The following is a 25,277-nucleotide window of genomic DNA, read 5'->3' on the forward strand; positions in this document are numbered from 1 at the left end:
AAAACAAACTGTTTAGAGGCTGATAATGATATTGCGTTTATGTAATAGCCATGCCACAACCCACAAGATTAACACCATCAACAAGGCAAACAACAATGACGCCAAATAAGGATCTGCAAACTGGCAAAACGCTGCATAGAGCGCAACATAAGCTGCTTGATTGCCGATGGGGATCAAATATAAGGTAGTTGCCAACAAGCCCGACAACACATAAATAAACAACGGATTTTTGCCGATAATTTCAAACACATGATAGACAGGTTTAATCGCCGGTGCGGCAGCCGACTGCTCAAGCTTAACCAGCAATAACAACATCAAAATAGCAACACCGCAGGTCAAGAGGACAAAGGAACTAGTCCAGAGCGATTTGTTAATCGGAAACCATAAATTCCATACCAACGCGGCACCAATGAATAAGAGTGAAGCCACAAACAACTGACTTAATGCTTTGGTTTTATTTTCACTGGCAAGTAATACTCGTGTTGCTTCAAAACCGATAATGACATTAACAATAGAGGGAAAGGTGCTCAGAATACCTTCCGGGTCAAATGCTATGCCTTTGCCTTGCCACAAATGATTCGCACCCAATACTGCCACATCAAATTGACGCACCAGATTGTGCTCAAGGCTATATGGATCTGCAGAGAATTGCAGTAACGCCCAGTACCCCACCAACAAAGCCGCGCTGATCAAGGCTCGCCCGGTAAATCCGAAATACAAAATAATGAACGCCGCAAAACCGTAGGCAATCGCGATGCGCTGCAAGACGCCCATAACACGCCAGTTTTCAATACTGGTAGTAAATGGATACGCCGACAGCAACACACCAATCACAAACAAGAGCAACACACGACGCAGGATTTTTTTGGTTTGTGTCGCAGGAGCCAATTGCCGCAATCCACGCATCGCAAAATACATGGAGGAACCGACAATAAACATGAAGAAGGGAAAGACAAAGTCAGTGGGTGTGGCGCCATGCCAATCTGCATGCAGCAGTGGGCCGTATACATAGCTCCACGAACCGGGTGTGTTGACCAAAATCATCAACGCGAGGGTCAAACCACGCATCACATCCAAAGCTTGAAAACGTTGTTTGACCACTAAACACCTCGCAGATGATAAAAATATTTCCAGTCAATAATTCGCGATGAATTATTTCCAGCTGCGCAGTTTGTATCCTTTAGCTGCGTAAAACAGAATAAACAAATAGCACGGAGTCATGACGATATAAGCCGTTTGACGGTCAACAATAGTAGATGCGGCCCCCAGTATGACGGGAACAACCGCACCACCGGCAATTGCCATAATTAGCAGCGCAGAACCCGTCGCGGTATATTTACCCAAACCGCTCAATGCCAAGGGCCAAATAGCTGGCCATACAATGGCGTTGGCCAAGCCGAGCAGTGCAATACATAAAATAGTATTGGGAATGGCAGGCACCCCCAGAAATGCAAAGGCAGAAGAAATAGAGGTTGATTCATTACTACCAAACACAATGGCCAAACTAATTAACACACCCAATGCCGCTGAAACCAACAACATATTTTGCTGTGAAATAACTCGCGGAATTAACACTATGCCCAGAATGTAACCAAACACCATACACGCCATAGTGATAGAGGTCAGGATTGAAAAATTGGTGTAGCCAATACTGCGTCCATAGGAGCCGATGGTATCGCCCGCAATGACCTCTACACCCACATACAAGAACAATGCAATAACACCCAACACTAAATTAGGGAATTGAAACACTTCACGCAGTGGTAATTTTTCTTCTTTACTTTCTTCCTGCTCCAATTCTGGCAGCGATGAAACCCTTACTAAAAAAGCGACAACGCCAATCACCAGCGCCATGTAGATGTAGGGCAATACCAGATTACTCGCCAGTTGCTCAATCTCTTCAGGGCTTGGGGTTTTGGATGTAGCACCGCTCATACCACCAAGAATTAATGCGGTAAATACCAGCGGCGCCACAATGCCAGCAGATTTATTCAGGATTCCCATAATACTGATACGACGCGCAGCCGATTCCTCCGGCCCCATTTTGACAACATAAGGATTCACCGCCGTTTGCACCAATGTTTGTCCCGCACCCATCATAAATTGCGCAACCAAAAACAATAGGAACCAATGGGATTTTGCCGCCGGGATGTACAACAAGGCCGCCAATGCCATCACCGCCAAACCGAGGGCCATACCATTTTTATATCCGACTTTGCGAATTACCCAGGATGAAGGCAATGCAAAAACAGTTACCGCGATATAAAACGAAAACAAAATAAACGATGCCTGAAAAGGTGTCAGTGTTAATACCAACTCCAAATAGGGCATCAGAGATCCATTAAGCCAGGTTACAAAGCCAAAAATAAAAAACAAACCTGCAATCATCGCCAAAGGAATAATGCTCGATGATTGCTTGGGTACCGCTATAGTTTCGACTGACATAGTAAGTAACCTGCACTAGTGGATTTACATTGAACTCTTATGTTTTTAGGTAATGCTGATGGAACTGACCGAATGTAATTTTTTTTGAAACACAGATTGAATAACGAAATCACGAACAGCAACACAACCGCCATGAAAAACAGCAATCACTATCGCTTGGATTGCTGCTTGGCAAAATACACCGCGCCAAATTCTGGCTGGTACAAGGCTGGCGAAAGGTTGTCAGCCATGTCCTTATCCATCCAGGGAATCAAGCGCGGCGCCAAACCGCCAATAATCGACATACGCCCAGGTTGGGTAGCCCACAACCGACGAGCAACCGCACTCATATAGGCTGCTCCTTCCTTCACAATACTGATGGCAACTTCATCGCCCGCATCAGCAGCATCCACCACAAAAATAGCGAACTTGGCGTAATCACTAGATTTTGCACCAAACATTTTGTCCACAATCATCACGCCCTCTGCCTGCAAAAAGTGGCTGATGCTATGACTGAGCATGGTGGCAGGGCCAAGGTTATCGGAATCGAGCAAAACGGCTTGTATGGCTTCAAGCCCCATCCAGGCACCGCTGCCTTTATCGCCAATAGGAAAACCGTGTCCACCCAAAAACAGCGATGCATTGTTTACGTACGAATAACCGCAGGAACCCGTACCGGCAATCATCACAGCACCTTCGTCGCGGTTGTGCGCGCCGAGGCAAGCAATATGCAAGTCGGTAGTCAGAAACATTTGTTTGAAGGGATGCTGCCAATCGCTCATTACGTCATAAAGACTGGGCACATTCACACCCGCCAGACCAGCACCGGCAATTAATTGTCCCATGGCTGCAGGAGGCAGCCCGGCATCGATCAATGCCAGCTCGGCGGCTGTGCGGATGGAATCTTTTGCTTGCTGTACACCATGGAACGGATTAGCGGGGCCACCAACGCCAGTGCCTAGCACCTGTAAATCTTCAGTCATGATGCTGGCACGACACTTGGTGCCTCCGCCATCAATCCCGATATACAAGGTCTGCTCGCCAAGCGGCATTTTCACCATGATCTACCTCTTTATTTTTAGCGCAAATACCTGACTTTCCAGTGATTGAGTCAGCTATTCAAAAAATCTGATCGTTCTCGTGTGGGAGGTGATAATAGCAGAGAGTTAAAAAAGGTTAGTGCCCCATAGGACACTAACCACAAGACCACTACTACAGCTCTAGAGAACTCATGCCCTCTGACATCAAGCAGGATATGGAGAGCTATCCCGCAAGCGTTTCATCATCGGACAAGCTTAGATTACGCCGACAGGACAACGTTGTCAAAAAGAATATGTTCTTTTTTGGAAAAAAATTTTCGCCACATCACCACAACCGAGTGTCCCCTATAAGCATCGTTGCTTCGGTTAGATTCAGATGTGCAATATCTGCCAAAGACACACAAACAGAAAGGTCTAAATATTTTTTAATTCACAGTATTTAATCTGACAGATAAGGTCTCAATGGGGCAAAAGTTTTGACTCAACCCATCAAAACATTTTGAGAAGAGGCGCTTGGTTTTTCCCAATTAAAAATGCCAAATTATTTGGAAAGGCGTTCGTATTGGTTACACATCATATCCAAACTTCCAGTTTTCCCCACAAGGATTCAGGAATACTTACCGAACGATGACTATCATTCAAAAAATCACTATCTACACAATTAATATTGATAAGACAGCCATGGAAAAAACTCGCCAATCGATTACTGTTGTAACTGGGAAATCAACCATTTTTTTAACCGCTCAGCAGCGACTTCGTCGATTTCTGCCATAATTCCTCTTTTATCCTGAGGGAGATACTCTGCGATTTCACCGTCCTCTCGAAACACATAATAATCAAATAATGCCTTCCAGGCTCTTCTGGCTGAGGGTGAGCGCTTATTCATGGCCAACAAACTCATGAGCATTGCTGCATGAGGATAAGGAGATTCTTGATCACCACCAATAGCACCGCCACACCAATAATTAATCAATACATTTATTTCGGCCAAGGCTTCAACATGATGCCACCACAAAGTGGGGATATATAATCCATCCCCAGGTTCCATATCCGCCACAACGGCATACTCAAGAGCCTGTTTCAAACGTGGATATTTAGTGAAATCAGGCTGTGTCAGGGAAGCCATGCTGATAGTTGCCCCCGCCGGTGTAAACTCCAACGGACCAACATAAAGATTTTTAATTTGATCAGGGGGGAAAAGAGTAAATCTCCTCTTACCCGCCACCACGCAAGCAATGTTATCTGCATCATCATAATGAGTACCGACAATGGTTTTGTTACCAATCCAAATGCGCGGGCGAAGATTATCCCCCATAATAGTCATTCGGTTTTCAACATCAACACCCGGGAAATACTCATCAACAAAAGCACTTTGTATAGATAAAAAAGCAGAGCTTTTATACTTATAACTTAACAAGCGCTCACAAAAATCATGGAATTTTGCCTGTTTTCTTTCAAAGTTAAATCCCTGGAGGGTATCAGAGTAAAAAAAATAACCTCTTGTTGAAAATGGAGCCTCCAAAGTACTAACCATACCTGGAGCTACTTTACCACAAAGATATTCCAATAGACTTTCATCTGAATACCCCCCCGCACTAACTATCGGCCACGATTTAACAAGCCCTTTTAATAGAACTGGAACCGATTTTTCTTTTAAGGTTTGATAGTAATCTGGAGCCCCCCATTCATAAGAAACCTCCACCTTGGGAAGAATATCAATTAAGGACATAGTAATTATCCAGAATGACTTTTTAATTTAATATCGATCAAACGCTGTATATGCCCAAAAGACAATAGATGCGCATGAATAAGCCCAAAGTAGTTATTGCGCTGAATCTTAATAATTGTTTCATCATCCAAATTAGCTAATGCCTTCTGGTTAACCCTGTAAATTCCCCCAAGAATAGACTCACCAGAATTCAAATTAACTTTAATATCGACAGGTTCGATAAGCCCATTCCTAAAAAGAAAATCAATGAACTTATAAGTATTTATTTCCTGATCCATCAATTTGGAGAGATCATTAATTTTCTTAATAGTCAGTGCTGTTGGCTCGCCATTGGGATGAAATAACCGTTCGCCTTGCTCTCCAATTAATTCACTATCAAGGTCAACACATAGACTTAAATTTCTGGTGCTTTCATCAACAACGGCAGAAAAGGGATAACGAGAAATAGAAGCAGGAATATAAGTTGACAGTGAAACTTTATTGCTAAAAATCAGATTTTCATTTTTTTCCAAGCCTACAAGCCCTACGGACCGGAACTCACCGGTTACAGGGTCTTTAACAAAAACGACGGGGAAGTTAACCGCGGCATAGATAAATTCATCAACAACCAATGGCACCAAATTCGCTTGGGCTACATGCTCAAAGCTCAGCCTGTTATTTACACACAGATTGACATGCTTTTTTTTATCCAAAATTTCAATATTTGCCATAGTAGTACTACCTATTTTAAACCTGTTTGCTTTCCAATAAAAAAGCCGGGGAATGCCCGGCTTTTTTACTAAACACCAAGCTATCTAATTAGAATGTATAACGTATACCTGCAGTAAAGCGACGACCATTTTCATAAATAGACATCAGGCGCGCTTCATTGTTATCAGCATATTCAACTACTTGCTCATCCGTCAGGTTAATAGCCTCAAGGTTCAAGCTCAAACCTTCCATAATATTGAAGCTAATACTTGCGTCCAACTGACCGAAATCATCGTTAAACAAGTCATTGCCATTGTTGTGTTTACCTTTGTACCAATCAGTACGGAAGTTATACATAACACGTGCACTTAACAAGTCGTTTTCAAAGAATGCAGACAAGTTATACATGTTTTCTGAAACACCTGGAGTATAAGCTTCAGGGTCATCAGTTTCTGCATCGGTATAAGTATAGTTGGCCGTCAAACCAAAACCATTATCAAAGGTATGCATAGCTGACAACTCAAGACCAGAAACAGTGCCGCCTTTTGCATTGGTTGGCTTGTTGAAAGTAACATCAACCATGGTGTTATCTTCTTCACGCAAACGCGCTTCAACATAACTCTCGGTACCAATGTATGAGCTAATGTCTTTGAAGAAGTAAGCCGCAGATACGAGAGATGCATCGGCTAGATACCACTCATAAGACAGGTCGTATTGGTTAGCAAACGTTGGCTTCAACAATGGGTTACCCGCAGAACCCGTTGGGCTAGGAACGTTCAGCGCGCCAGCAGTCTCATAAGCCGACAAAGATGCCTGATTTTGGCGAGCCATTACACGACCAGCACCAAAACGCAGCTTCATATCATCATTTAACTCGTATGCAATATTCACACTTGGCAACAGCTCACTGTAATCGTTATCTACAGTTGTCCAGTTTACCGTATCTGTTGGTGGGGATATCAAAGCAGCCCATGCTGGATCAATTTCATCAACGTTAACGAGCTGCAAACCAGAGCCAGTGTAGTCATAACCACCTGATGTTTGCGAAGTGTCTACATAACGTAAACCAACGTTACCGCTGATAGAGTCCGCTTCGAAATCACCTTGCACATACAACGCAGTGATATTCTCTTCAACACGCCAGATCTCCGGTAAGTTATTCCAGATAGCGTAGGTAGCAGGACGACCATTCAATCCAACAAATGCAATTTCTTCCATTACCGCACGGTTTTGTTTAACTACGTCAAGGAAGTTACCACCTACAGGTGCATCAACACTTTGCACACCTAAAGAATCCAAACCGCAGGTAGCCAAAGTTGGACACTGATCGAAGATGTACCACATATAACCACCGGCACCACTGGTTGGTGCGCCATGCCAACTGTACGCATGACGCCCCTGGGTGCGCTCTGCATCACGCAATTTTGCACCCACTTTAATGGCATTAAATGCACCCAGCTCAACAGGGAAAACCAAATCCACTTGAGCATAAGTTTCCTCATCGGTAGTTGGCTTGGATCCGCCCCAAATCCAACCAGCCGCAAATTCAGAAGCGTCTGATGGAGCCGGGTCTGATACCAAACTTGGATTCCTCAGGTCAAAACTTGCATTTGATCCAGCAGCAACATATTCCCAAGAAGTTTCACGAAAAGTACCGCCTTCCGCTTCGGTGTAACCAACAACACCTGTCAGCGTGAATGCTTCTGTTTCGTACTTGGTTTCAAAGTTGTAAGACTTGGTCTCGGTGCTGGAAACACGGTTAATCCAGTTAACGCCTACGTTTACGGAATCAGACTCGTTAGCAACCACGGAGCCATTTTCGATAGTGGCACCAGAAATGTCAGTAATCGGCCAAACCAACCAGTTAGCATTTTGGTTATTAGCATCCATTTTTGAATTTAATAAATTCAATGTCATGGTTAATGAGTCTGTCGGCGCCGCCTGAAGAGAAACAAATACAGTTTCACGCTCACGACTCTGCTCAAAGCGTGGAACGCCCATTGGCTGACTTGGTGCAGAAACACCATTTGCGTCTTCCGGGCTCCAACCCAACACTTCAAAACCTTCACGAACAACAGTGCGATCTTGTTTGGTATAGGAAATCAATGCCCCCAGAGTGCTCTCATCATTTTTCCAGGAGTATTGGGCAGAAACTTGTGGGTCAGTTTTTTCAGATGTTTCTTGATATTGACCTTCCAGGGAAAAAGCAAAGCTATTTGCATCCTGATCAAGTGGCTTACGGGTTTTGATAATGACGGTACCACCCAATGAACCTTCTTCTTGAGAAGCTTCAGGGCTCTTGTGTACTTCAACAGTACCAATAAGAACGGAAGGCAACAGCGTATAGTTAAAGCTACGGTTTGGGTTATCCAAGATGAACCAGTCAGCAGAAGCAACTGTCTGACCATTCAATAATGTGCGGTTATAGTCAGAGCTGGTACCGCGAATGTTTACCTTTTCACCCTCACCAAATTCACGACTTACGTTTACACCGGGGATACGCGACAAAGATTCTGCTGCGTTACGGTCAGGAAACTTACCTACATCTTCAGCATTGATTGCATCTACAACGGTTGCAGAATTACGTTTTACATCAATAGATTGCTGCAAAGATCCACGAATACCGGTTACTACGACTTCTTCTGGCTCAGAGCCTGCACCCTGCGCACTTGCGGTAGTTGCAAAACCCATCATAGCGACGGCTGCTACAGAACCGAGCATGATTGCACTCTTATTGGCCAGCTTGATCGCGTCACTTAACTTATTACGCATGGTTAATCTCCCGAGATTAGTACTTTTATGTGTATTGATAACGATTGAGCTTATTCGACAACACAACCAAAAGACAACGTTGTCGATAAATCAACACTATCCAGACAGGACAACGTTGTCAACATCTTTGTAAACCTGCGTAAAAGAAAGTAAATGCACGCTTGGGACGGAACTTTATGAGAAACCTATTACAAATCAAAAGATTAGATTAATTGCCGGCCAGACGGCGGGGAAAAATATTTTTTATTGTTACTGGAAAAACATTACGAAAATACACACACCGAATTCGAGGCATAAAAAAAGCCGCAAATTTGCGGCTTTTTTTATATTTACAGCAAGGCTTCCTGCGCCCAATTATGTGTCACTGTGTGATGAGGCGTGCACGCAATTGGCGCAAGCTAGCTTTTACGCTGCGCGCATTTTCAGGGCCCATGCGCAACATTAATTTGTGCGTTTGCGGCAGTTGCTCCAGCGCTGGGTCGGCATATTGGTAAAACACTTTTGGACGAACTAACAATAAGTCGCCCTGTGCATCAGGTGCTGCCAAAATATTATCAATAGCCGCAATAAGCACACTGTGGAAGTTAGGCTTTTTCAAACCCAACTCGCGGAAGGCCTCTTCCAACAAGGGATAAAAACGACGGTAAACCGCTACTGCCGCATCACTGTCAATCAACGCCAAGGTGGTGACATAGGTTTCATAGCGCTGGTAGTTATTGGCAGATACACGCTCTTGTTCTACGGCCTCCCCTTCGATCATTACTGTGAAACTATCCACAATAAATGGAGGTGGTGGTGAAATGACCGGACGGTATTCATGAATCACTTTACCTTCCGAGAGATTGTTAACCGCCAAGACAAATTTACGGATCAATTCCTGAGGGACTAATAGTTCAATTAACCCTTCTCCGCGCAATTGCGTTAACGCCGCTAATACACTGCTGTCGCTCTCACCCAATGCAGGCAGTGGTTCAACTTCAATCACTTGTGCAGGCGGTTGATATTCTTCTATCGGCGCTTGCTCAGCCGGGGCGCTACTGGAAGTAACAGACTCCGGTGCAGTGGCAATGGGGGTTGCTACCACCGGGGTTGACGCTGGCGCATCGTCGCGCAGGTACATAAATGCTAGCCCAAGGGCGATTAAGGCTATCACCACAACGACGATCATGGCAGTAGACGAAGATTTTTGACGGGGTGGATAATCATCACTCATGGCAAACCCTTTTGTTGGTGATTTGTTGGTAACCGTAGATCGAACAGCTTAATGGGTGATTATGGCGTAATACCTATAAGCCTGACAGCCTCTATATCCATGGGTTCCCATCTTTTATGAACAACCGCTAGACTGGCAGGTGTACAGACTATTACCTGCTTAAGCATATAAAGGATCTTCATGAGTCGCCTTACTCACTTTGGTTTGACGCGCAGCCTACAGCGTGCGCTTGTTATCGCTAGCCTGTTGGTCACTATCGGTTGTGTCAGTATGGGTGGCTCGCAGTGGGATCAACGCTACGGCAAAGCCGTACCGAGGGAGGTTGCAACCAGCCCCCAGAAGGTAAGCCGCAATTATTACCAGCACACCAAAACGATTATTGAGCAGCGCTGCGTCGTCTGCCACGGCTGTTACGATGCCCCCTGCCAGCTCAAGATGGAGTCCTACGAAGGAATATTGCGCGGAGCGAATCCCACCAGGGTTTATGATGGTTCGCGCTTGCTGGGCGCCAGCCTGACCCGCTTGTTTGAGGACGCACAATCTACCGAAGCCTGGCGTAGCAAGGGGTTTCATCCCGTCATTAATGAACGTGGAAATAGCGCCAGCGCCAATATCAATGCCGGGGTGATGGCACAGCTATTAGCCTTAAAACAGGATAACCCCCTACCGGAGGACGCCCTTTTGTCCAGTGCGTTTAATCTGGATATCAACAGCCCGCAATACTGCGCCAGCATTGAAAATTTAGAGCAGTACACCCGTAAAAATCCGCTTTTGGGCATGCCTTATGGTTTGCCCGGGCTGAGCGATCAGGAATACAAAGTCACTATGGATTGGCTCAAACAAGGGGCTGCCATGGGTAAGGCACCGGAACTGCCACGACAAATCTACACGGATATTGCACGCTGGGAGGCCTTTTTAAATGGCAATACACTCAAAGCGCAATTAGTTAACCGCTATATATATGAACATCTGTTTTTGGCACAAATTGATTTCGCCTCTGCACCCGGTGTGTATTTCCGCTTGGTGCGCTCCAGTACACCGCCGGGTGAACCGCTACAGCGAATCAGCACCGCTCGCCCATTTGATGACCCCAAGGTGAACCGTGTTTATTATCGCCTCTGGCAAGACCCATCCAGTGTGGTTGCCAAAACCCATATGCCGTATCGCCTTGATGCAGCGCGCATCGCACAGTGGCAAACCCTGTTTTATGCATCGGACTATGAGGTCACACAACTACCGGGCTACAGCAGCGAAACCGCATCCAACCCCTTTGTGACCTTTGCCCAGTTGCCTATAGATGCGCGCTACCGGTTTATGCTCAATGAAGCCCGTTTTACCATCATGAACTTTATTAAGGGCCCGGTATGTCGCGGGCAGGTAGCCCTGAACGTCATTCAGGATCACTTTTGGGTATTTTTCTATTCCCCCGAATCACAAGCCACAGATGAAGATGCCCGCTTCCTGGCTAAAAACAGTAAACACTTGCAGTTGCCTGCCGGAGCGGGCAATACACTGCTGCCCTTGACCAATTGGCTCAAATATTCGGAATTACAAAAAGAATACCTGGCTGCCAAGGCAAAATTCATCAGCCAAAAAATGGCGGCCGAAGGCGGTTTGTTGATGCACGGCATTTGGGATGGCGATAAGGGCACCAACGACAATGCCGCACTCACCATTTTCCGCCACGCCGATAGCGCCAGCGTCCACAAGGGACTGATTGGGCAATCACCCAAAACTGCATGGGTTATTGGTTACCCACTGCTGGAGCGCATTCATTATTTATTGGTGGCGGGTTTTGATGTGTATGGCAACGTATCCCATCAATTATTGAGCCGGCTCTACATGGACTTCCTGCGCATTGAGGGCGAGATGAATTTTGTGGAGCTACTGCCGCGCGAGGCCCAACAGCCCACCATGCAATACTGGTATCGCAACGCCGAATCTAACCTGCAAACCTACATTGACCTCTACCTGAAACAGGTGGATTTGACCAACAACATCCAGTACCACACCGATGCACCACAAGAGGAGCTGTACCTCAAGCTAAAACAGCATTTGGGTAAAGCCGGTCAGTCGGCCCACAACCTCAACACCGCAAAATTACCTGCGGCCAAACTGGCGCTCTACCATCGCCTGCAAAACACCAGCGGTAAGGCAATCAGCTTCCTGCCGCAAACCACACTGATTGAGTTGCGCGGTGTCGGCTTGTTCAGCCTGATCCACAACAGCGCCTATTCCAATTTATCCTCCCTCTTTGGGGAAGATAAACGACGAATACCTGCCGAGGACAACCTCACCCTCGCGCGCGGTGTAATTGGCGCCTACCCCAATAGTTTCTTGCGCATTGGCCCGGATGAACTGGATGAGTTTATTGATCGGTTGCAACAAATCGACTCGGAGCAAGGCTACTTCGCCCTTAAGGAACGTTTTGGCATACGTCGTACCCACCCGGAATTTTGGGCATTTAGCGACAGGGTTCATCAGCTTTATAAAACGGCCGAGCCGGAAGAAGCAGCCCTACTGGACTACAACCGGCTGGAAAACCGCTAGCAACAGCTGGCGGCACCCCCTGCGCGACTAATGCAAAGGCGTGCAAAAATCAGCACCTTAAATTGCGACTCAGGGGTAAATGAAGTATTCTTTCTAATAATCAATCTCATTTACATTCAAGACGCCACTTCTTATGAATACTGCTGTGCTTGCTGATGCTATTACACCCGTGCTACGCCTTGACCAATGCCGTAAAGGTGCTTGTGTGCGCGTTACCACCCTTATCGAACAGCCACTGTTCGGCGCACAGGATGAGCGCGTCAGTTTGCGCTTGAAGGAACTGGGTTTTTTGCCCGGTGCGCAACTCAAGATCATTGGTTTTGGCTTGTTGGGTTCAGACCCTATGGCAGTACAAGTCAACGGCACTAAATTCGCCCTGCGTCGCGCCGAAGCCGCGAAAATCTGCGTGGAACCTGTATCCACTAACTCCTAATCAGGTAGCTCTATGTCCTCCCCTATTCGCTTTGCGCTAATTGGCAACCCCAATTGCGGTAAGACATTCTTATTCAATCGTTTAACTGGCGCGCGCGCCAAAGTTGCCAACTATCCCGGGGTGACCGTAGAGCGCCGCTCCGGCAAGCTGAGCGGCCTGTCACAACCCGCCGAATTGCTCGATTTACCCGGCACCTACAGCTTGTTTGTCACCTCACCGGATGAGCAGGTCGCACGCGATGTCATTCTCGGCAAACTTGCCGGTGAACGCCGCCCGGATGTGCTGATCGCCGTTGTTGATGCCTGCAACCTGAGCTTGGGGCTGCGCTTGGTGATGGAGCTTAAAAGCCTCAACCGCCCGATTGTTGTCGCACTCAACCAGATGGATGAAGCCAGACGCCGTGGCATTAGCATCAATACCGCCGCGCTATCCCAGGCGATTGGCATGCCCATCATTGAAACTGTTGCCGTGAATAGCCAAGGCGTTACTGCTTTGCGTGAACTCTTGAATGGTTATGCCCAGCAACCACCACAAGCCGAAGGCGAACAAACACTCGCCTTAAGTAACCGTCAGGAATCTGTGGAGGCGCTTTACGCGGAAATTGAAAGCTTGATGCGCCAGCATGTAATAGCACCAGCACATATGTCGCGCTGGCAAGATCGTATCGATCACTTGGTACTGCACCCGCTGATTGGCCTGATCGTGCTATTCAGTATTTTGTTGGTGATTTTCCAGGCCGTATTTGCCTGGGCGTCCCCTGTTGTCGATTTAATTGATGCCGGCTTTAGCGGCTTGGGTGAATTGGTAGGATCGCTCCTGCCCGATGGCATCCTCAAAGACTTTATTGTGGAAGGGCTTATTGCCGGTGTTGGCGGCGTATTGGTATTCCTACCGCAAATTATCATCCTCTTCTTTTTTATTCTGGTGCTGGAAGATACAGGTTATCTCACCCGAGCCGCCTTCCTGCTGGATCGCCCCATGCGTGGGTTGGGCTTGTCAGGCCGTTCATTTATTCCACTCCTGTCCAGCTTTGCCTGCGCCGTGCCTGGCATTATGGCCACCCGGACAATCGCCGATCCTCGCGAGCGCTTCATCACCATCATGGTGGCGCCGCTAATGACCTGCTCGGCAAGACTGCCGGTTTACGCACTGATTATCGCGGCATTTATCCCTGCACAAACCGTGTGGGGCATCTTTAACCTGCAAGGCCTGACGCTGTTTGCGCTCTATTTTGCCGGTGTTGCCAGCGCGGCATTAATCGCCTGGATTATGCGTCGCCGCACCAGTGGACGCGAAGAGTTTCCGCTGCTGCTGGAGCTACCTACTTATCGCTGGCCTATGCTCTATCACCTGATGATTGGCCTTCGTGAGCGCGCATGGATTTTTATCCGTCGCGTCGGCACCATCATTCTCGCGCTGTCCATAGTGCTCTGGTTCCTGGCTACCTTCCCCGGCGCCCCGGCTGATGCAACCCAACCCGCGATTGATTACAGCTTTGCCGGTCAGCTCGGACACTTCATGCAGCCGCTCTTTGCTCCACTCGGTTTCAACTGGCAGATGTGTATCGCACTGATTCCCGCCATGGGCGCACGCGAAGTTGCCGTGAGCGCATTAGCAACGGTTTATGCGGTAGGTGAAGAATCCATTGATGTAGCACTGGGCTCGGCCCTGGCAGCCAGTTGGTCACTACCTGTTGCTTACGCTTACTTGGCCTGGTTTGTTTATGCACCACAATGCATCTCCACAATTGCAGTGGTAAAACGCGAGACCAACTCCGCCAAGGCAACTACGTTCTTCACCATCTATTTATTTGCATTAGCCTATTTTGCCGCTTGGGCGACCTACCAAATCGCCAGCGCGATTGTGGGCTAACCGGACAAGGGGGAAATCTTTATGTGGCAAGAGATAATTGTAGGTGTCTGTGTGTTGGCCGCCGTGATTTTCCTGGCACGCCGCTGGATATTTCCCTCTGCCAAAAAATCGGCAGGCTGCGGTGGTTGCGGCGGCTGTGATAAAACCAGCGCTTCCAGTTGCAACAATCCCACCGAGAAAACATCACATTGATGTAACGGGCGCGATCTACCGCGCCCTACACTCACTCAGCATATCCAGCGGTGCTTTATAAACTGCCGTATCTATATTCATTAATCCCAACAAGGTATGAAATAAATTATCTTGCGAATAGTCCTGCGAGGCATGTGCAATCAAGCACTGACGATCTATGTGGTTATCGCGTTCAAAACCGGGAGAGAACCAAAAGAAAAACGGGACGTGTTTTTGTGCCGTGGGAGCGATCATATAGGGCATGCCGTGCAGATAGAGGCCATTTTCCCCCAGGGATTCACCGTGATCAGAAAGATACACCATGGCCGTGTTGTAATAGCCAGACTGTGATTCCAGCCATTGAATAGTGCGCACTAAAAATTGATCGGTGTAGTGAATGGTATTATCGAACGCATTCACAACCTCTTCACGACTACATTCCTGTAATTGATTGGTATGGCATGCAGGTGTAAATACCTCTGCACTTTCCGGGTAGCGATGATAATAGTCCGGGCCATGGCTGCCTTTTTGGTGTAATACAATCACTTTATGCCCTATACCCTGAGCTGGCATAAGCCCGACTTTCTGTTCCAGTTCGTGCAACAACACATTATCAAAACATTCGCGCTTATTGCACAGATCCAGCAGGGTGAGTGCGCGCATATCTTCATAGGCAACACGATCACAGGTTCCTTTGCAGCCAGAATTATTATCGCGCCATAAAACGGGTACACCAGCGCGATGTATCACGTCCAGTACCGATTCCTGCTCCTTGGCTTTGCGATCGGAGTAGTCTTTGCGCGGTAATTGCGAAAACATACAAGGCACAGAAATGGCTGTTTCTGTACCACAAGATGTAACCGACGGATAATTAATAATAGGTTGTTGTGCCAATAGTGGAGTGGTAGCACGGTCATAGCCATTAATGGAAAAATGATCTGCCCGTGCCGTCTCGCCCACCACCACAATTAACAATGTCGGTTTGGTTGCTGCCAAACCACGCGCATTTAACTGTGCATCTTCACCGATTGGTTTAACAAACTGTGTATCTTTTTCCACAGCATAGGCGATACCCGCATAAATAAAATTTAAGGGATTAGCCATTTGACGCACATCTTTATGGTTGCGAAAAAACGAGGCAAATTGGCTGGACATACTTAAAATTAATGCAATCGCCAACAGCAACGCGATGCTAATAATTTTTAGCCGGTGCCATATTTCACGCATTGGTTTCTCATACACAATATGACAACGACCAACAAGAATGGCGGGCAAAACACCTAGCATCAATAAGTAGCCCAATAACTCACGCGATAGCAATGAACTGACTTCCTGAACATCAGTCTCCATCAAGTTTTGAATCATGAGTTTATGAATGACAATGCCATAGGCATTCATAAAGTAGGCAGTCGATGCAGCGGAAACCAATAGCAGCATCATTAATGGCTTGATGATGTAAGGCAGCATAACCAGTGAGATTACAATAAACGTCAGCAGCCACAATAACAAAGCAAGGCATAACACAAATAGCGCGCCGCCAAGTGTAAACACATTAAACAAATGACTTACAGCATGAAAAAAATGCAGATTATCAACAAGCACCATAACGAGTGACCAGAGTGCAGCAAAGCGAATGCTGGTCATTTGCCAAGTGAAAAAATGTCGCCTGAAGCGATGCAGTGGTTGCACAAGACTATTCATGATGAAAATTCCCTTTTGCAAACACAGAATACTGTAAGGATTGATGTGCCGGAGTTAGTAAAAGCCAATACCACAATAATGCAACCAGCCAACACACCAGAAGTGTTGCCAAGTCGTGCGATAAAAAATGCGCGCCACGCAATTGTTGTGTGACACCAAATACAACGCCGAACAAAAAAGGTAACGCCAGACCTAGCCAGCGCCACCTTGCCTGCCAATAAAGGCCGACAAAATAAAACCCGAACCAAGCGTAGCCTGCGCTGGCATGCCCAGCGGGAAAACAACCATCACCATTGCGAATAACCAATTGCTGCAATAGCGATAAATAGCCTATGTCGCCGCCGTAACGGGAAAATTCCCATGGGCAGGATATGGCAAGTGAATGTTTGGCAAAGCTGACCAATGCACTGGCACTGATCGCCGATAAAAAAAGATACCCAATAACTCTACGCCAAGGGCGCAAGTGAAAAAAATAAAAACTGCCGAGCCAGGCAAAGACAACAATGAGTGCCAATAAAATAGAAAGGTGTTTACCGCCTTCATGTAACACTGCACTGAGCAACCAATGATTGCGCAGCGACCATCGATTGCCTTCCTGCATAAAAATATAATCAGCAATACGGCTATCCCATGAAAACCAGTGGCCGACTAATAACAGCACCGTAAATAATAACAGCGGATACACAAGGTGATACCGCCAAAAGCGATGTACCGATGTGCCGTTTTTCACCGCGAAAAACAAAGCTGCCATAAACGGCTCCTGAATTATTTCAATTCAGTATGGCCGTGTATTCTTAAGGTTTACTTAAGTTGAAAAAATAATGGCGCTGGAAATGCGATTAATTCGCTAATGCCGCTGAAGACGACGCCGAAGAAAAGGAATACCAATAACGTGGGTTATCAATGGGGGTCGATTTTGGTAGTGAAGGATTGTTCAGCAGGAATGGCTGACGACCGTCAAGATAAGGCAGGCCATTTTTGACGCGAGGGTGGGACGAAAAAAATTGCTCAAACTCACCAATGTCGATAATTTTTTCAAAGCCGGTTTCAATCCGTGCTGCCAGCTCTTCATCCTCCCTGTTGACAAAAAAGTACATAGCGGCGGGGTAACTCAAATACCATTTTGGCGCAACCATCAAATCATACTGCTGCAAAAATGCCGTTTCATTCGCAATTTCCGTAACGCCGCGCGGGAAATAATCAAACCGTTTAGCCGCCAGCATTTTATAGAGTTGCTCTTTACCTACACCTTCGGTTACCTGCAAGCCATTGGCTTTTAATACCAGGCTATCTGGCCATTTGGCGCCCTGCCCGGCCACCAAGGCCTGTAAATCTTGCAGGGATGTTAACTGCCGGAAACGCGCTTCATCGTCGCGACGAATAACCAGCAGCCGTATACCGATCAACCCTTTGAACAATGGAATACGAATGGGGCGCAACAGGGTTTCGCGGTGCGTGGAGGTCGCTGTCCAGAGTAGCTTATTGCGGCTATCGGTTTGGCTGAGTTCAATCAACCAGCGCCATTGGGTAAATTGACGGTCAGAGAAACGCAGTTCAACATTTTCGCCCGGTGCAGTGCTGGCGGCGAGGATCAGACGCAGCAGGTTGACATAGTAATCGTCCTCACGTTCCGGGGTGACTGCCTCTACATTGATAACATAGTGACGCGCTGTTGCAGATGAAGCCAGTTGCGCTTCCGGTGCATCAGCTACCTGCGCTACCGCACAGTACGCGCCCCAGAAAATAACCGTGAGGATATGCCAGCGTGAGCGCAACATAGATTGATCCACAGAAATCACCTTGCTTGAGATTAGCACAGGGAAATGGATGACACCGCTGGAGTTGCTACCGTATAGTCTCGCCTCATCGCAGGACTACATTACGGAACTCGCACCATGCAACAAAAACTGGAAACTCGTACCTTTCTGCTCTTTTTGCTCATAGTGTCTGTGGGCTTTTTACTGATCCTAAAACCCTTCTTTGGCACTATTTTCTGGGCCTGCGCTATTACTGTTATTTTTTATCCGCTACAGCAATGGCTGCTGGAGCGATTAAAAGGGCGCACCAATATCAGCGCACTACTCACCCTGACGGCCTGTATTCTTATTGTCGTCTTGCCGGTGACACTGTTGATTAGTTCGGTGATTGCCGAGGGCGCCAATGCCTACAAAAAGCTGGAAGCAGGTGAAATCAACCCAGCACAATACATTGAGCAAATACGCACTGCCTTCCCCGCCGTTCAGGAAACGCTGGATCGCTTTGATGTGGATGTCGCCAAACTCAAGGAAGGTGCGCTGAACCTGTCGATGACGGCGGGTAAATGGGCGGCACAAAATGCCCTGAGCATTGGCCAAAACACCTTTAAGTTACTGCTGAATACCTGCCTGATGCTCTACCTGACCTTTTTCTTACTACGCGATGGTAATTACCTGCTGGAATTGCTGATCCGCGCGCTGCCCTTGGGCGATGCCCGTGAGCGTATGTTGTTCGCCAAATTCGGCGAAGTCACCCGCGCTACCATCAAAGGCAACCTGGTGATTGCTGTGATCCAGGGCACTCTGGGTGGTCTGATTTTTTGGGTGCTGGGCATTCCCGGTGCGCTGCTCTGGGGGGTGGTGATGGCGGTGCTATCGCTGATTCCTGCCGTGGGGCCAGCTATTGTCTGGGTGCCGGTATCCATCTATTTATTTGCTACGGGTGACAATGTCAAAGGCATTATCCTGGTTGCCTTTGGTGCCGGTGTGATTGGCTTGGTCGACAACATACTGCGCCCGATTCTGGTGGGCCGCGACACCAAGTTGCCAGACTATATAGTGCTGCTCTCCACCCTCGGCGGGCTGGGATTATTTGGTATCAACGGCTTTGTGGTTGGCCCGCTAGTGGCCGCCTTGTTTATCGCCTTTTGGGGGATTTTTATCCGTGAAGTGCACATCCTGGCTCCTGATCAGGATGAGGAAGATAAGCAAGAAGTACCGCCCACAACACAATCGAAGCAGGATTCTGCAGTCTGATCTGCTAGACTGCCCGACCTTTTACGCGGGGATTTGGCTCTGCCTGCCCCTCTATTTACCCAAGAGAATGTTTTATGTCCAAGCAATATAGCAGCGTTGAAGACCTCGTCAGCTACGGCATCGGCCGTCAAATGGGCGAGCAATTAGCCAGCAACCCTTTTGATGGTGTATCACCTGAAGCCGTGGCTCAAGGTGTAATTGATGCGCTGAACGGCGTTGCAATGCCTTACAGCAATGAAGAAATGCAAGCCGCGTTTGAAGAAATCAACACCCGTATGCAGGCGCAAGCCGCTGAAAAGCACAAGGTATTAGCCAGTGCAGGTGAAGCATTCCTTGCGGAAAATGCCAAAAAAGCGGGCATCACTGTGACTGCGTCTGGCTTGCAATATGAAGTGATTACTCAAGGTTCCGGTGCAGTGCCAACCGCGACTTCTAAAGTAAAAACCCATTACCACGGTACTTTGATTGACGGCACTGTATTCGACAGTTCTGTGAATCGCGGTCAGCCAATTGATTTCCCGGTTAACGGTGTTATCGCTGGTTGGACTGAAGCATTGCAATTGATGCCAGTTGGCTCCAAATGGCGTTTGTATGTTCCGCACAACCTTGCTTACGGTGAGCGCGGTGCAGGTGCGAGTATTGCGCCGTTCTCAACGCTGATTTTTGATGTTGAGTTGATTGATATTGTTGGTTAATTAATTCGTACCAACGTCGAGCTCCAGCAGGAGTTGCGGAGGTGTTTCCGAGACACGCCGTAAATCCTTCCCTGGAGGCTCGCCGTCGACAGCCGCATTTGTTCCATACAAATTGCGGCACTTCCCACATCCGTGTGGGTCGTCCATGTCTCCGACGGTCTCAGAAACACCTCCGCAACTCCTGCTTCATCAGCTTCGATAAGCTTTACAAGCACCCCATTATTCACTGTTAATTTGTTAACGGATTTTCCATGTGGTTTAAAAATTTACGTTTGTATCGTCTCACCGAACAGTGGACTATTTCCGCTGAAGAATTAAATGAAAAGCTTGCCGAATTTTGTTTTAACCCCTGCGGCAACCTGGACCCCATGCGCTATGGCTTTGAGCCACCGCTGGGCCGTCACGGCAGTGAGTTTGTGCATGTGACAAATGGCTACATTATGGTTTGCGCCAAGAAACAGGAGAAAATTCTGCCCGGTGGCGTGATCAAAGAACAGTTGGAAGAAAAAGTTCAAGCCATCAAAGACGCCGAATCGCGCCCGGTTGGTCGCAAAGAGCGCGACACATTAAAAGACGAAATTATTTTTTCGCTGCTGCCGCGTGCCTTTACCCGTTCATCGCTGGATTACGCCTATATCGCGCCGCAAGAAGGCTTGATTGTGGTGAACTCTTCATCTGCCAAACGTGCGGAAGATTTACTCAGCAAATTACGCGAAGCCTTGGGCAGCTTGCGCTGTTTACCTATCGCCCCAAAAAATATTCCCACCCAGGTGATGACCCACTGGCTGCGTGAGAGCGAAGCGCCGCACCAGTTTGCACTGGGCGAAGAAGTAGAATTACAAGCCGCAAAAGATGGCCGGGTCGTGCGCTGTAAAAAGCAGGATTTAACCGCAAGCGAGATCCGCAACCATTTGGAAAGCGGCATGCATGTAAGCAAAATTGCGTTAGTCTGGAAAGAATCAATCAGCTGCATTATCGATGACCAAGTCGCCGTAAAACGCTTGAAGTTTGAAGATGTGATTAGCGATAAAGCCAACGAGCGCAATCCCGAAAGTAAAGCAGAGCAGTTCGATGCTGATTTTGCCATTATGGCGATGGAGTTAAAAAACTTTATCACCGCGTTACTGGCAGCTTTTGGCGGTGAAGCTGAGCGAGAATAATAGTTTTTTAGTTTATTGGTCGCGCTCAGCCTGCAACTCGCTCACCACAGCCTTACGCGCCTCATCAAGAGTTAAGTAAAAACGCAGCACGCCTTTAATCGGTTTGATATGGGCGTGCGCCAGCGTACTCAGCGGCTGCTTGGGAATATCCGTTAGAATTAATTCGGTATTATTTTTTTCGCATTTGGTAATTAATTTATCCAGCGCCGACAGACCACCTGCATCTAACAACGACACCTCTTTTAACGACAAAATAATATGTTGTTGCGCGCTACACAGCGTAGAAAGCTCACCGAACACACGATCTGCCGCCGCAAAAAATAATGGGCCGCTGATACTAAAAGCGCGCCAGTTTTCTGGTAGCGGTTTATCGCCCTCACCGCTCAAATCATCAACATGTGTCATGGCCGCGATTTCTTTCATAAATAACAGGGCCGCCAACACAATACCGGCAGTAATGGCAATCACCATATCAAACACCACTGTGAGTGCGAAGCAGGTAATAAACACCCAAATATCGCCGCGCGGTGCCGTTTTCAATAAATGCACAGCCTTGTGTGCCTCACTCATTCCCCAGGCCACCATCACCAAAAGCGCGGCCATCGCGGGCATAGGCAAATAAGCGAGTAGCGGCGCAAGCACAACCAAACCGAGCAATACCACCAAGGCATGAATCATGCCCGCAACCGGCGATTCCGCTCCCGCTTTAATACTCGCGGCTGAACGTGCAAGCGCTGCCGTGGCGGTAATGCCGCCAAAAAATGGGGTGATAATATTCGCAATGCCCTGCCCTAATAATTCGCTGTTAGCGCTGTGGCGTTTGCCCGACATGCCATCCAACACCACCGCACACAATAAAGATTCAATTGCGCCCAGCATGGCAATGGCAAACGCCGCCGCGAGCAAATCCTGTAACACTCGCCAACTCCATTGAATCGCCTCGCCATTTGCACCGGCTTGCAACCAAGGCCATTCAAAATGTGGCAATTGCGGCGGAATACCCAAACCGCTTGTGCCATCGGCCAGAGTGTAAGAAAAACGCGAACCGATGGTATCCACATCAAAACCAGTTTGATTCAACAGCAAAGCGACCAAGGTACCGATAATAAGTGCAGGCAGGTGTGGCGGGACTGGCAATTTTAATAAAGGCCATAACAACATCATGACAAAGGTCACAGCAGCAACAATAAAACTGGGCCAATAAAAATCTGGCAGATGTTGTGCTAACAACCAAAGTTTTTCCAAGTAATGCTCGGGAATTTGCGTTAACTGCAACCCTAAAAAATCCTTGATTTGCAGAGTTGCAATCACCACCGCAATACCGGCGGTAAATCCGAGCGTTACCGCCTCAGGAATATATTCAATCAAGCGCCCCAACCGCAGCAGCGCCATCAGCACTAAAATTCCTCCCGCCATCACACTAGCGACCAGCAATCCGCCCAAGCCATATTTTTGCGCGATGGGATAAAGGATCACGACAAACGCCGCCGTAGGGCCAGAAATACTAAACCGCGAACCGCCCAGCAACGGAATTAAAAAACCGGCAATGATGGCGGTATATAAACCGTATTGCGGCGGCACACCGCTGGCGATGGCGAGTGCCATGGCGAGGGGAATTGCAATAACACCCACGGTAATGCCCGCTAAGAGATCACGGGTGAAACGTGAGCCAGCATAGGGTTCAGTGATGCACGCTTCGCGCAAGGCATGACCAATACGGAGAGAAAATAAATGGGCTCGGTGGGGCATAGGAATCCTTTAATGAATCCTTATGAGGACTTTTTATCCTCGCTTTTCGATTTTGGGTTTTGCAAATACCTCGGCAAAACCAACACCAGAAACACAACTCGTCGCTCTTAGTAACTCGATCTGTATGAATGGCTGTCCATTGTCAGCATAACTGCTGCTAGAGTCAGTGCCATAATTGGTCTGACCCAGTTATTGACCTTATACCTACAAAAACCTGAGAATCCATAGGTTTGACTATGTCGCAAATCTTTGCCGGCATCAACTAAGGCTAACTACCTCTGCTGATTCAGGCCACTTAAGGTAGTAAACAATGCAAACCACCCTTGTTAATCTCGTCTGTGTATTGATCTTCTATGGATTGTTTCAGCACATGATAAGTCAACGTGCAGAAGCTGCCGCGAATATTAATATTGTCAATTACGGTGCACACGGCAACGACGGTAAGGATGACACCTTAGCCATTCAGGCTGCAATCAACGCCGCCAATTCTGGCGATAGGGTTTTTATCCCCAATGGAATATATACCATCTCCCGTACTCTTATCGCCAAATCAAACATTAAGATTCAAGGCGAATCACAAGCCGGAGCAATTGTTGAGTTTTCCGGTGCAGATAACTTCGCAATGATTAATTTATCAGACACTTCCAATGTAGAGCTAACCACTTTCACTCTCGACGGAAAGATGAAAAGCCTTGCGAATGGCATTTTTGCTAAAAACGGTAGCGGCCATAAAATACAGTTCATCACCATACAGAATCTCACCTATCGCGGTTTTGGGCCGCACGGCATTTTATTTGAAGGCAATGCCGATTGGAAAAACGCGGTGAATTATAGCCTGCTAGCAGATAACACCTTTTCCAATATTGGCGTGCGCTCTGAATGGGGCGCGGCGATTCGGTTTGCCAACGGCTCCTCCTATAATCACGCACTCAGAAACACCATTATCAATACCGGTCGCGGTGGAATACTGGCCAATAATGGTGCGACTGATTTAATTATCAGTGAGAACATCATTACTGGAATCGGTAAAACGATTGAGGGTTTATCCATTGAAGTACACACAGAGTGCAACCGTGCCATCATTGAAGATAATGTTGTTGAGCATTGGATAAGCCTGGATAAAACCAATTACAGCGCAATCCGCAGAAATACTGTTCACTCAGACAAAGTAGATGACTGGAAATACGCGGGCCTTGAATTAGCGGGAGGATCAAACAATATATTTACCGACAACCATGTAAGCCAAGGTTCAAAGGTCGGTATTTCCATCTCGATTGATTATCCCAAAGAGTATGTTTTTTGGGGGCGCAACAACATCAGTCATGTGGCGGATTGGGGCGTACAATTACAAGGCGATTCAATCGGATTAAGTTATCACTATTTTTATAAAAATAGTTTTTCTAACACCTACAGAAATCATGCTCAATCGACTTATGAAAATCAGGGTCATGGTTTTCGAGTCAATGGAAATTCCCACCGGATCACGCTGGAAGAAAATATTATCAGCGGAAATGAAGGGATGGGCGTTGAGTTTTCGGGCAAAGATATTGATCAATTTACCTTAACCAACAATATCCTGAGCGACAACCAACAAGGAGCGATCACCACCTATCCCGGTAATGATTTACAGTGGAGCGACAATCAAGTCACCCGCAATAAAAATAATGCAACACCAACATCATCAGGATTCAAAAACAGCGCTATACCTACCGCTGATTTCAAATCACCCACGCAAGTTGAGGTACATAAGCCTGTTGCATTTATCAATTCCTCGCATTCAAATAATTCAGGTGGCGCCATCGCTCATGTGTTGTGGGACTTGGGGCAAAGCCTGCCCAGCACCGCCACTAATCCCACCTATCGCTACTCCAAACCCGGCACATATTCGGTAACACTGATTGTATGGGATGAAAAAGGCAGGGCGGCGCGCAAAGAGCAGATGATTAATGTAACCCCTCCGCGATAAATCTCTCTTTACAACTTCTTTACGCCCCTCGCTTCCAACCCACTCGATTCTTTACGCGCGTTTTCCCTAATCTGATCTCCTCGTTAACAGATGAGGTTATA

General features: G+C 47.3%; 19 protein-coding genes. 8 read left to right on the forward strand and 11 right to left on the reverse strand.

All coding sequences use genetic code 11. From position 1 onward, the window contains the following. Nucleotides 1-12: 12 nt before the first annotated feature. The 7 genes from B0D95_RS09465 to B0D95_RS09495 all read right to left on the reverse strand — a co-directional run bounded on the left by B0D95_RS09465 (nucleotide 13) and on the right by B0D95_RS09495 (nucleotide 9,868). On the reverse strand, nucleotides 13-1,101 hold the full coding sequence (locus B0D95_RS09465; RefSeq protein ID WP_078043675.1) for an acyltransferase family protein: 1,089 nt from the start codon (nucleotides 1,099-1,101) through the stop codon (nucleotides 13-15). A gap of 51 nt (nucleotides 1,102-1,152) precedes the next feature. Further along, nucleotides 1,153-2,445, reverse strand: coding sequence for an N-acetylglucosamine MFS transporter NagP (gene nagP, locus B0D95_RS09470; protein ID WP_078043676.1), 1,293 nt, complete (start codon nucleotides 2,443-2,445; stop codon nucleotides 1,153-1,155). 149 nt (nucleotides 2,446-2,594) lie between these two features. Then, on the reverse strand, nucleotides 2,595-3,485 hold the full coding sequence (nagK, locus tag B0D95_RS09475; protein WP_078043677.1) for an N-acetylglucosamine kinase: 891 nt from the start codon (nucleotides 3,483-3,485) through the stop codon (nucleotides 2,595-2,597). Between the two features lie 682 nt (nucleotides 3,486-4,167). Beyond that, a complete protein-coding gene (locus tag B0D95_RS09480) occupies nucleotides 4,168-5,193 on the reverse strand; it encodes a cupin-like domain-containing protein (RefSeq protein WP_078043678.1) in 1,026 nt (341 codons plus the stop codon). A gap of 5 nt (nucleotides 5,194-5,198) precedes the next feature. Next, nucleotides 5,199-5,903 carry a SapC family protein gene (locus tag B0D95_RS09485; RefSeq protein WP_078043679.1) on the reverse strand — a complete coding sequence of 235 codons (705 nt, stop codon included), beginning with the start codon at nucleotides 5,901-5,903 and terminating at the stop codon, nucleotides 5,199-5,201. Nucleotides 5,904-5,991: 88 nt separating this feature from the next. Further along, entirely contained in the window at nucleotides 5,992-8,655 is a 2,664-nt protein-coding gene (locus B0D95_RS09490; RefSeq protein ID WP_078043680.1) for a TonB-dependent receptor, read from the reverse strand. A gap of 361 nt (nucleotides 8,656-9,016) precedes the next feature. Further along, nucleotides 9,017-9,868, reverse strand: coding sequence for a DUF3014 domain-containing protein (locus B0D95_RS09495; protein WP_078043681.1), 852 nt, complete (start codon nucleotides 9,866-9,868; stop codon nucleotides 9,017-9,019). A gap of 180 nt (nucleotides 9,869-10,048) precedes the next feature. On the opposite strand from B0D95_RS09495, the gene B0D95_RS09500 reads away from it, so the two are divergent. The 4 genes from B0D95_RS09500 (at nucleotide 10,049) to B0D95_RS09515 (ending at nucleotide 14,915) form a co-directional block, all read left to right on the forward strand. Beyond that, nucleotides 10,049-12,418, forward strand: a complete 2,370-nt coding sequence (locus B0D95_RS09500) for a fatty acid cis/trans isomerase (RefSeq protein ID WP_078043682.1) — start codon at nucleotides 10,049-10,051, stop codon at nucleotides 12,416-12,418. 133 nt (nucleotides 12,419-12,551) lie between these two features. Next, complete coding sequence (locus tag B0D95_RS09505; protein ID WP_078043683.1) at nucleotides 12,552-12,851, forward strand: FeoA family protein; 300 nt, start codon at nucleotides 12,552-12,554, stop codon at nucleotides 12,849-12,851. 12 nt (nucleotides 12,852-12,863) lie between these two features. Beyond that, nucleotides 12,864-14,723: a ferrous iron transporter B gene (locus B0D95_RS09510; RefSeq protein ID WP_078043684.1), complete on the forward strand. Its 1,860-nt coding sequence runs from the start codon at nucleotides 12,864-12,866 to the stop codon at nucleotides 14,721-14,723. A 21-nt stretch (nucleotides 14,724-14,744) separates the two neighbouring features. Beyond that, nucleotides 14,745-14,915, forward strand: coding sequence for a FeoB-associated Cys-rich membrane protein (locus B0D95_RS09515; RefSeq protein ID WP_078043685.1), 171 nt, complete (start codon nucleotides 14,745-14,747; stop codon nucleotides 14,913-14,915). A gap of 15 nt (nucleotides 14,916-14,930) precedes the next feature. Here the strand turns inward: B0D95_RS09515 and B0D95_RS09520 are convergent, their stop codons facing one another. The 3 genes from B0D95_RS09520 to B0D95_RS09530 form a co-directional block, all read right to left on the reverse strand. Further along, nucleotides 14,931-16,595, reverse strand: coding sequence for a phosphoethanolamine transferase (locus tag B0D95_RS09520; RefSeq protein ID WP_078043686.1), 1,665 nt, complete (start codon nucleotides 16,593-16,595; stop codon nucleotides 14,931-14,933). Further along, nucleotides 16,588-17,346 carry a phosphatase PAP2 family protein gene (locus B0D95_RS09525; RefSeq protein ID WP_078043687.1) on the reverse strand — a complete coding sequence of 253 codons (759 nt, stop codon included), beginning with the start codon at nucleotides 17,344-17,346 and terminating at the stop codon, nucleotides 16,588-16,590. Before B0D95_RS09525 ends, B0D95_RS09520 begins: the two co-directional genes overlap by 8 nt. A gap of 88 nt (nucleotides 17,347-17,434) precedes the next feature. After that, nucleotides 17,435-18,385, reverse strand: a complete 951-nt coding sequence (locus tag B0D95_RS09530) for a hypothetical protein (protein ID WP_210403702.1) — start codon at nucleotides 18,383-18,385, stop codon at nucleotides 17,435-17,437. A gap of 105 nt (nucleotides 18,386-18,490) precedes the next feature. Between B0D95_RS09530 and B0D95_RS09535 the strand changes: the two genes are divergently transcribed. The 3 genes from B0D95_RS09535 (at nucleotide 18,491) to rdgC (ending at nucleotide 21,461) form a co-directional block, all read left to right on the forward strand. Then, nucleotides 18,491-19,606: an AI-2E family transporter gene (locus B0D95_RS09535; protein WP_078043688.1), complete on the forward strand. Its 1,116-nt coding sequence runs from the start codon at nucleotides 18,491-18,493 to the stop codon at nucleotides 19,604-19,606. Between the two features lie 74 nt (nucleotides 19,607-19,680). Next, entirely contained in the window at nucleotides 19,681-20,301 is a 621-nt protein-coding gene (locus B0D95_RS09540; protein ID WP_078043689.1) for an FKBP-type peptidyl-prolyl cis-trans isomerase, read from the forward strand. Nucleotides 20,302-20,552: 251 nt separating this feature from the next. Beyond that, on the forward strand, nucleotides 20,553-21,461 hold the full coding sequence (gene rdgC, locus B0D95_RS09545) for a recombination-associated protein RdgC (protein WP_078043690.1): 909 nt from the start codon (nucleotides 20,553-20,555) through the stop codon (nucleotides 21,459-21,461). 12 nt (nucleotides 21,462-21,473) lie between these two features. On the opposite strand, the gene dauA is transcribed toward rdgC, so the two are convergent. Continuing rightward, nucleotides 21,474-23,210, reverse strand: coding sequence for a C4-dicarboxylic acid transporter DauA (gene dauA, locus B0D95_RS09550; protein ID WP_078043691.1), 1,737 nt, complete (start codon nucleotides 23,208-23,210; stop codon nucleotides 21,474-21,476). Nucleotides 23,211-23,580: 370 nt separating this feature from the next. On the opposite strand from dauA, the gene B0D95_RS09555 reads away from it, so the two are divergent. After that, the gene (locus B0D95_RS09555) at nucleotides 23,581-25,176 is read left to right on the forward strand and encodes a right-handed parallel beta-helix repeat-containing protein (protein WP_168172430.1); all 1,596 of its coding nucleotides are present in this window, start codon (nucleotides 23,581-23,583) and stop codon (nucleotides 25,174-25,176) included. Nucleotides 25,177-25,277: the final 101 nt, after the last annotated feature.

Source organism: Cellvibrio sp. PSBB023 (genome assembly GCF_002007605.1).
In the GTDB taxonomy this organism is placed as follows: Bacteria; Pseudomonadota; Gammaproteobacteria; order Pseudomonadales; family Cellvibrionaceae; genus Cellvibrio.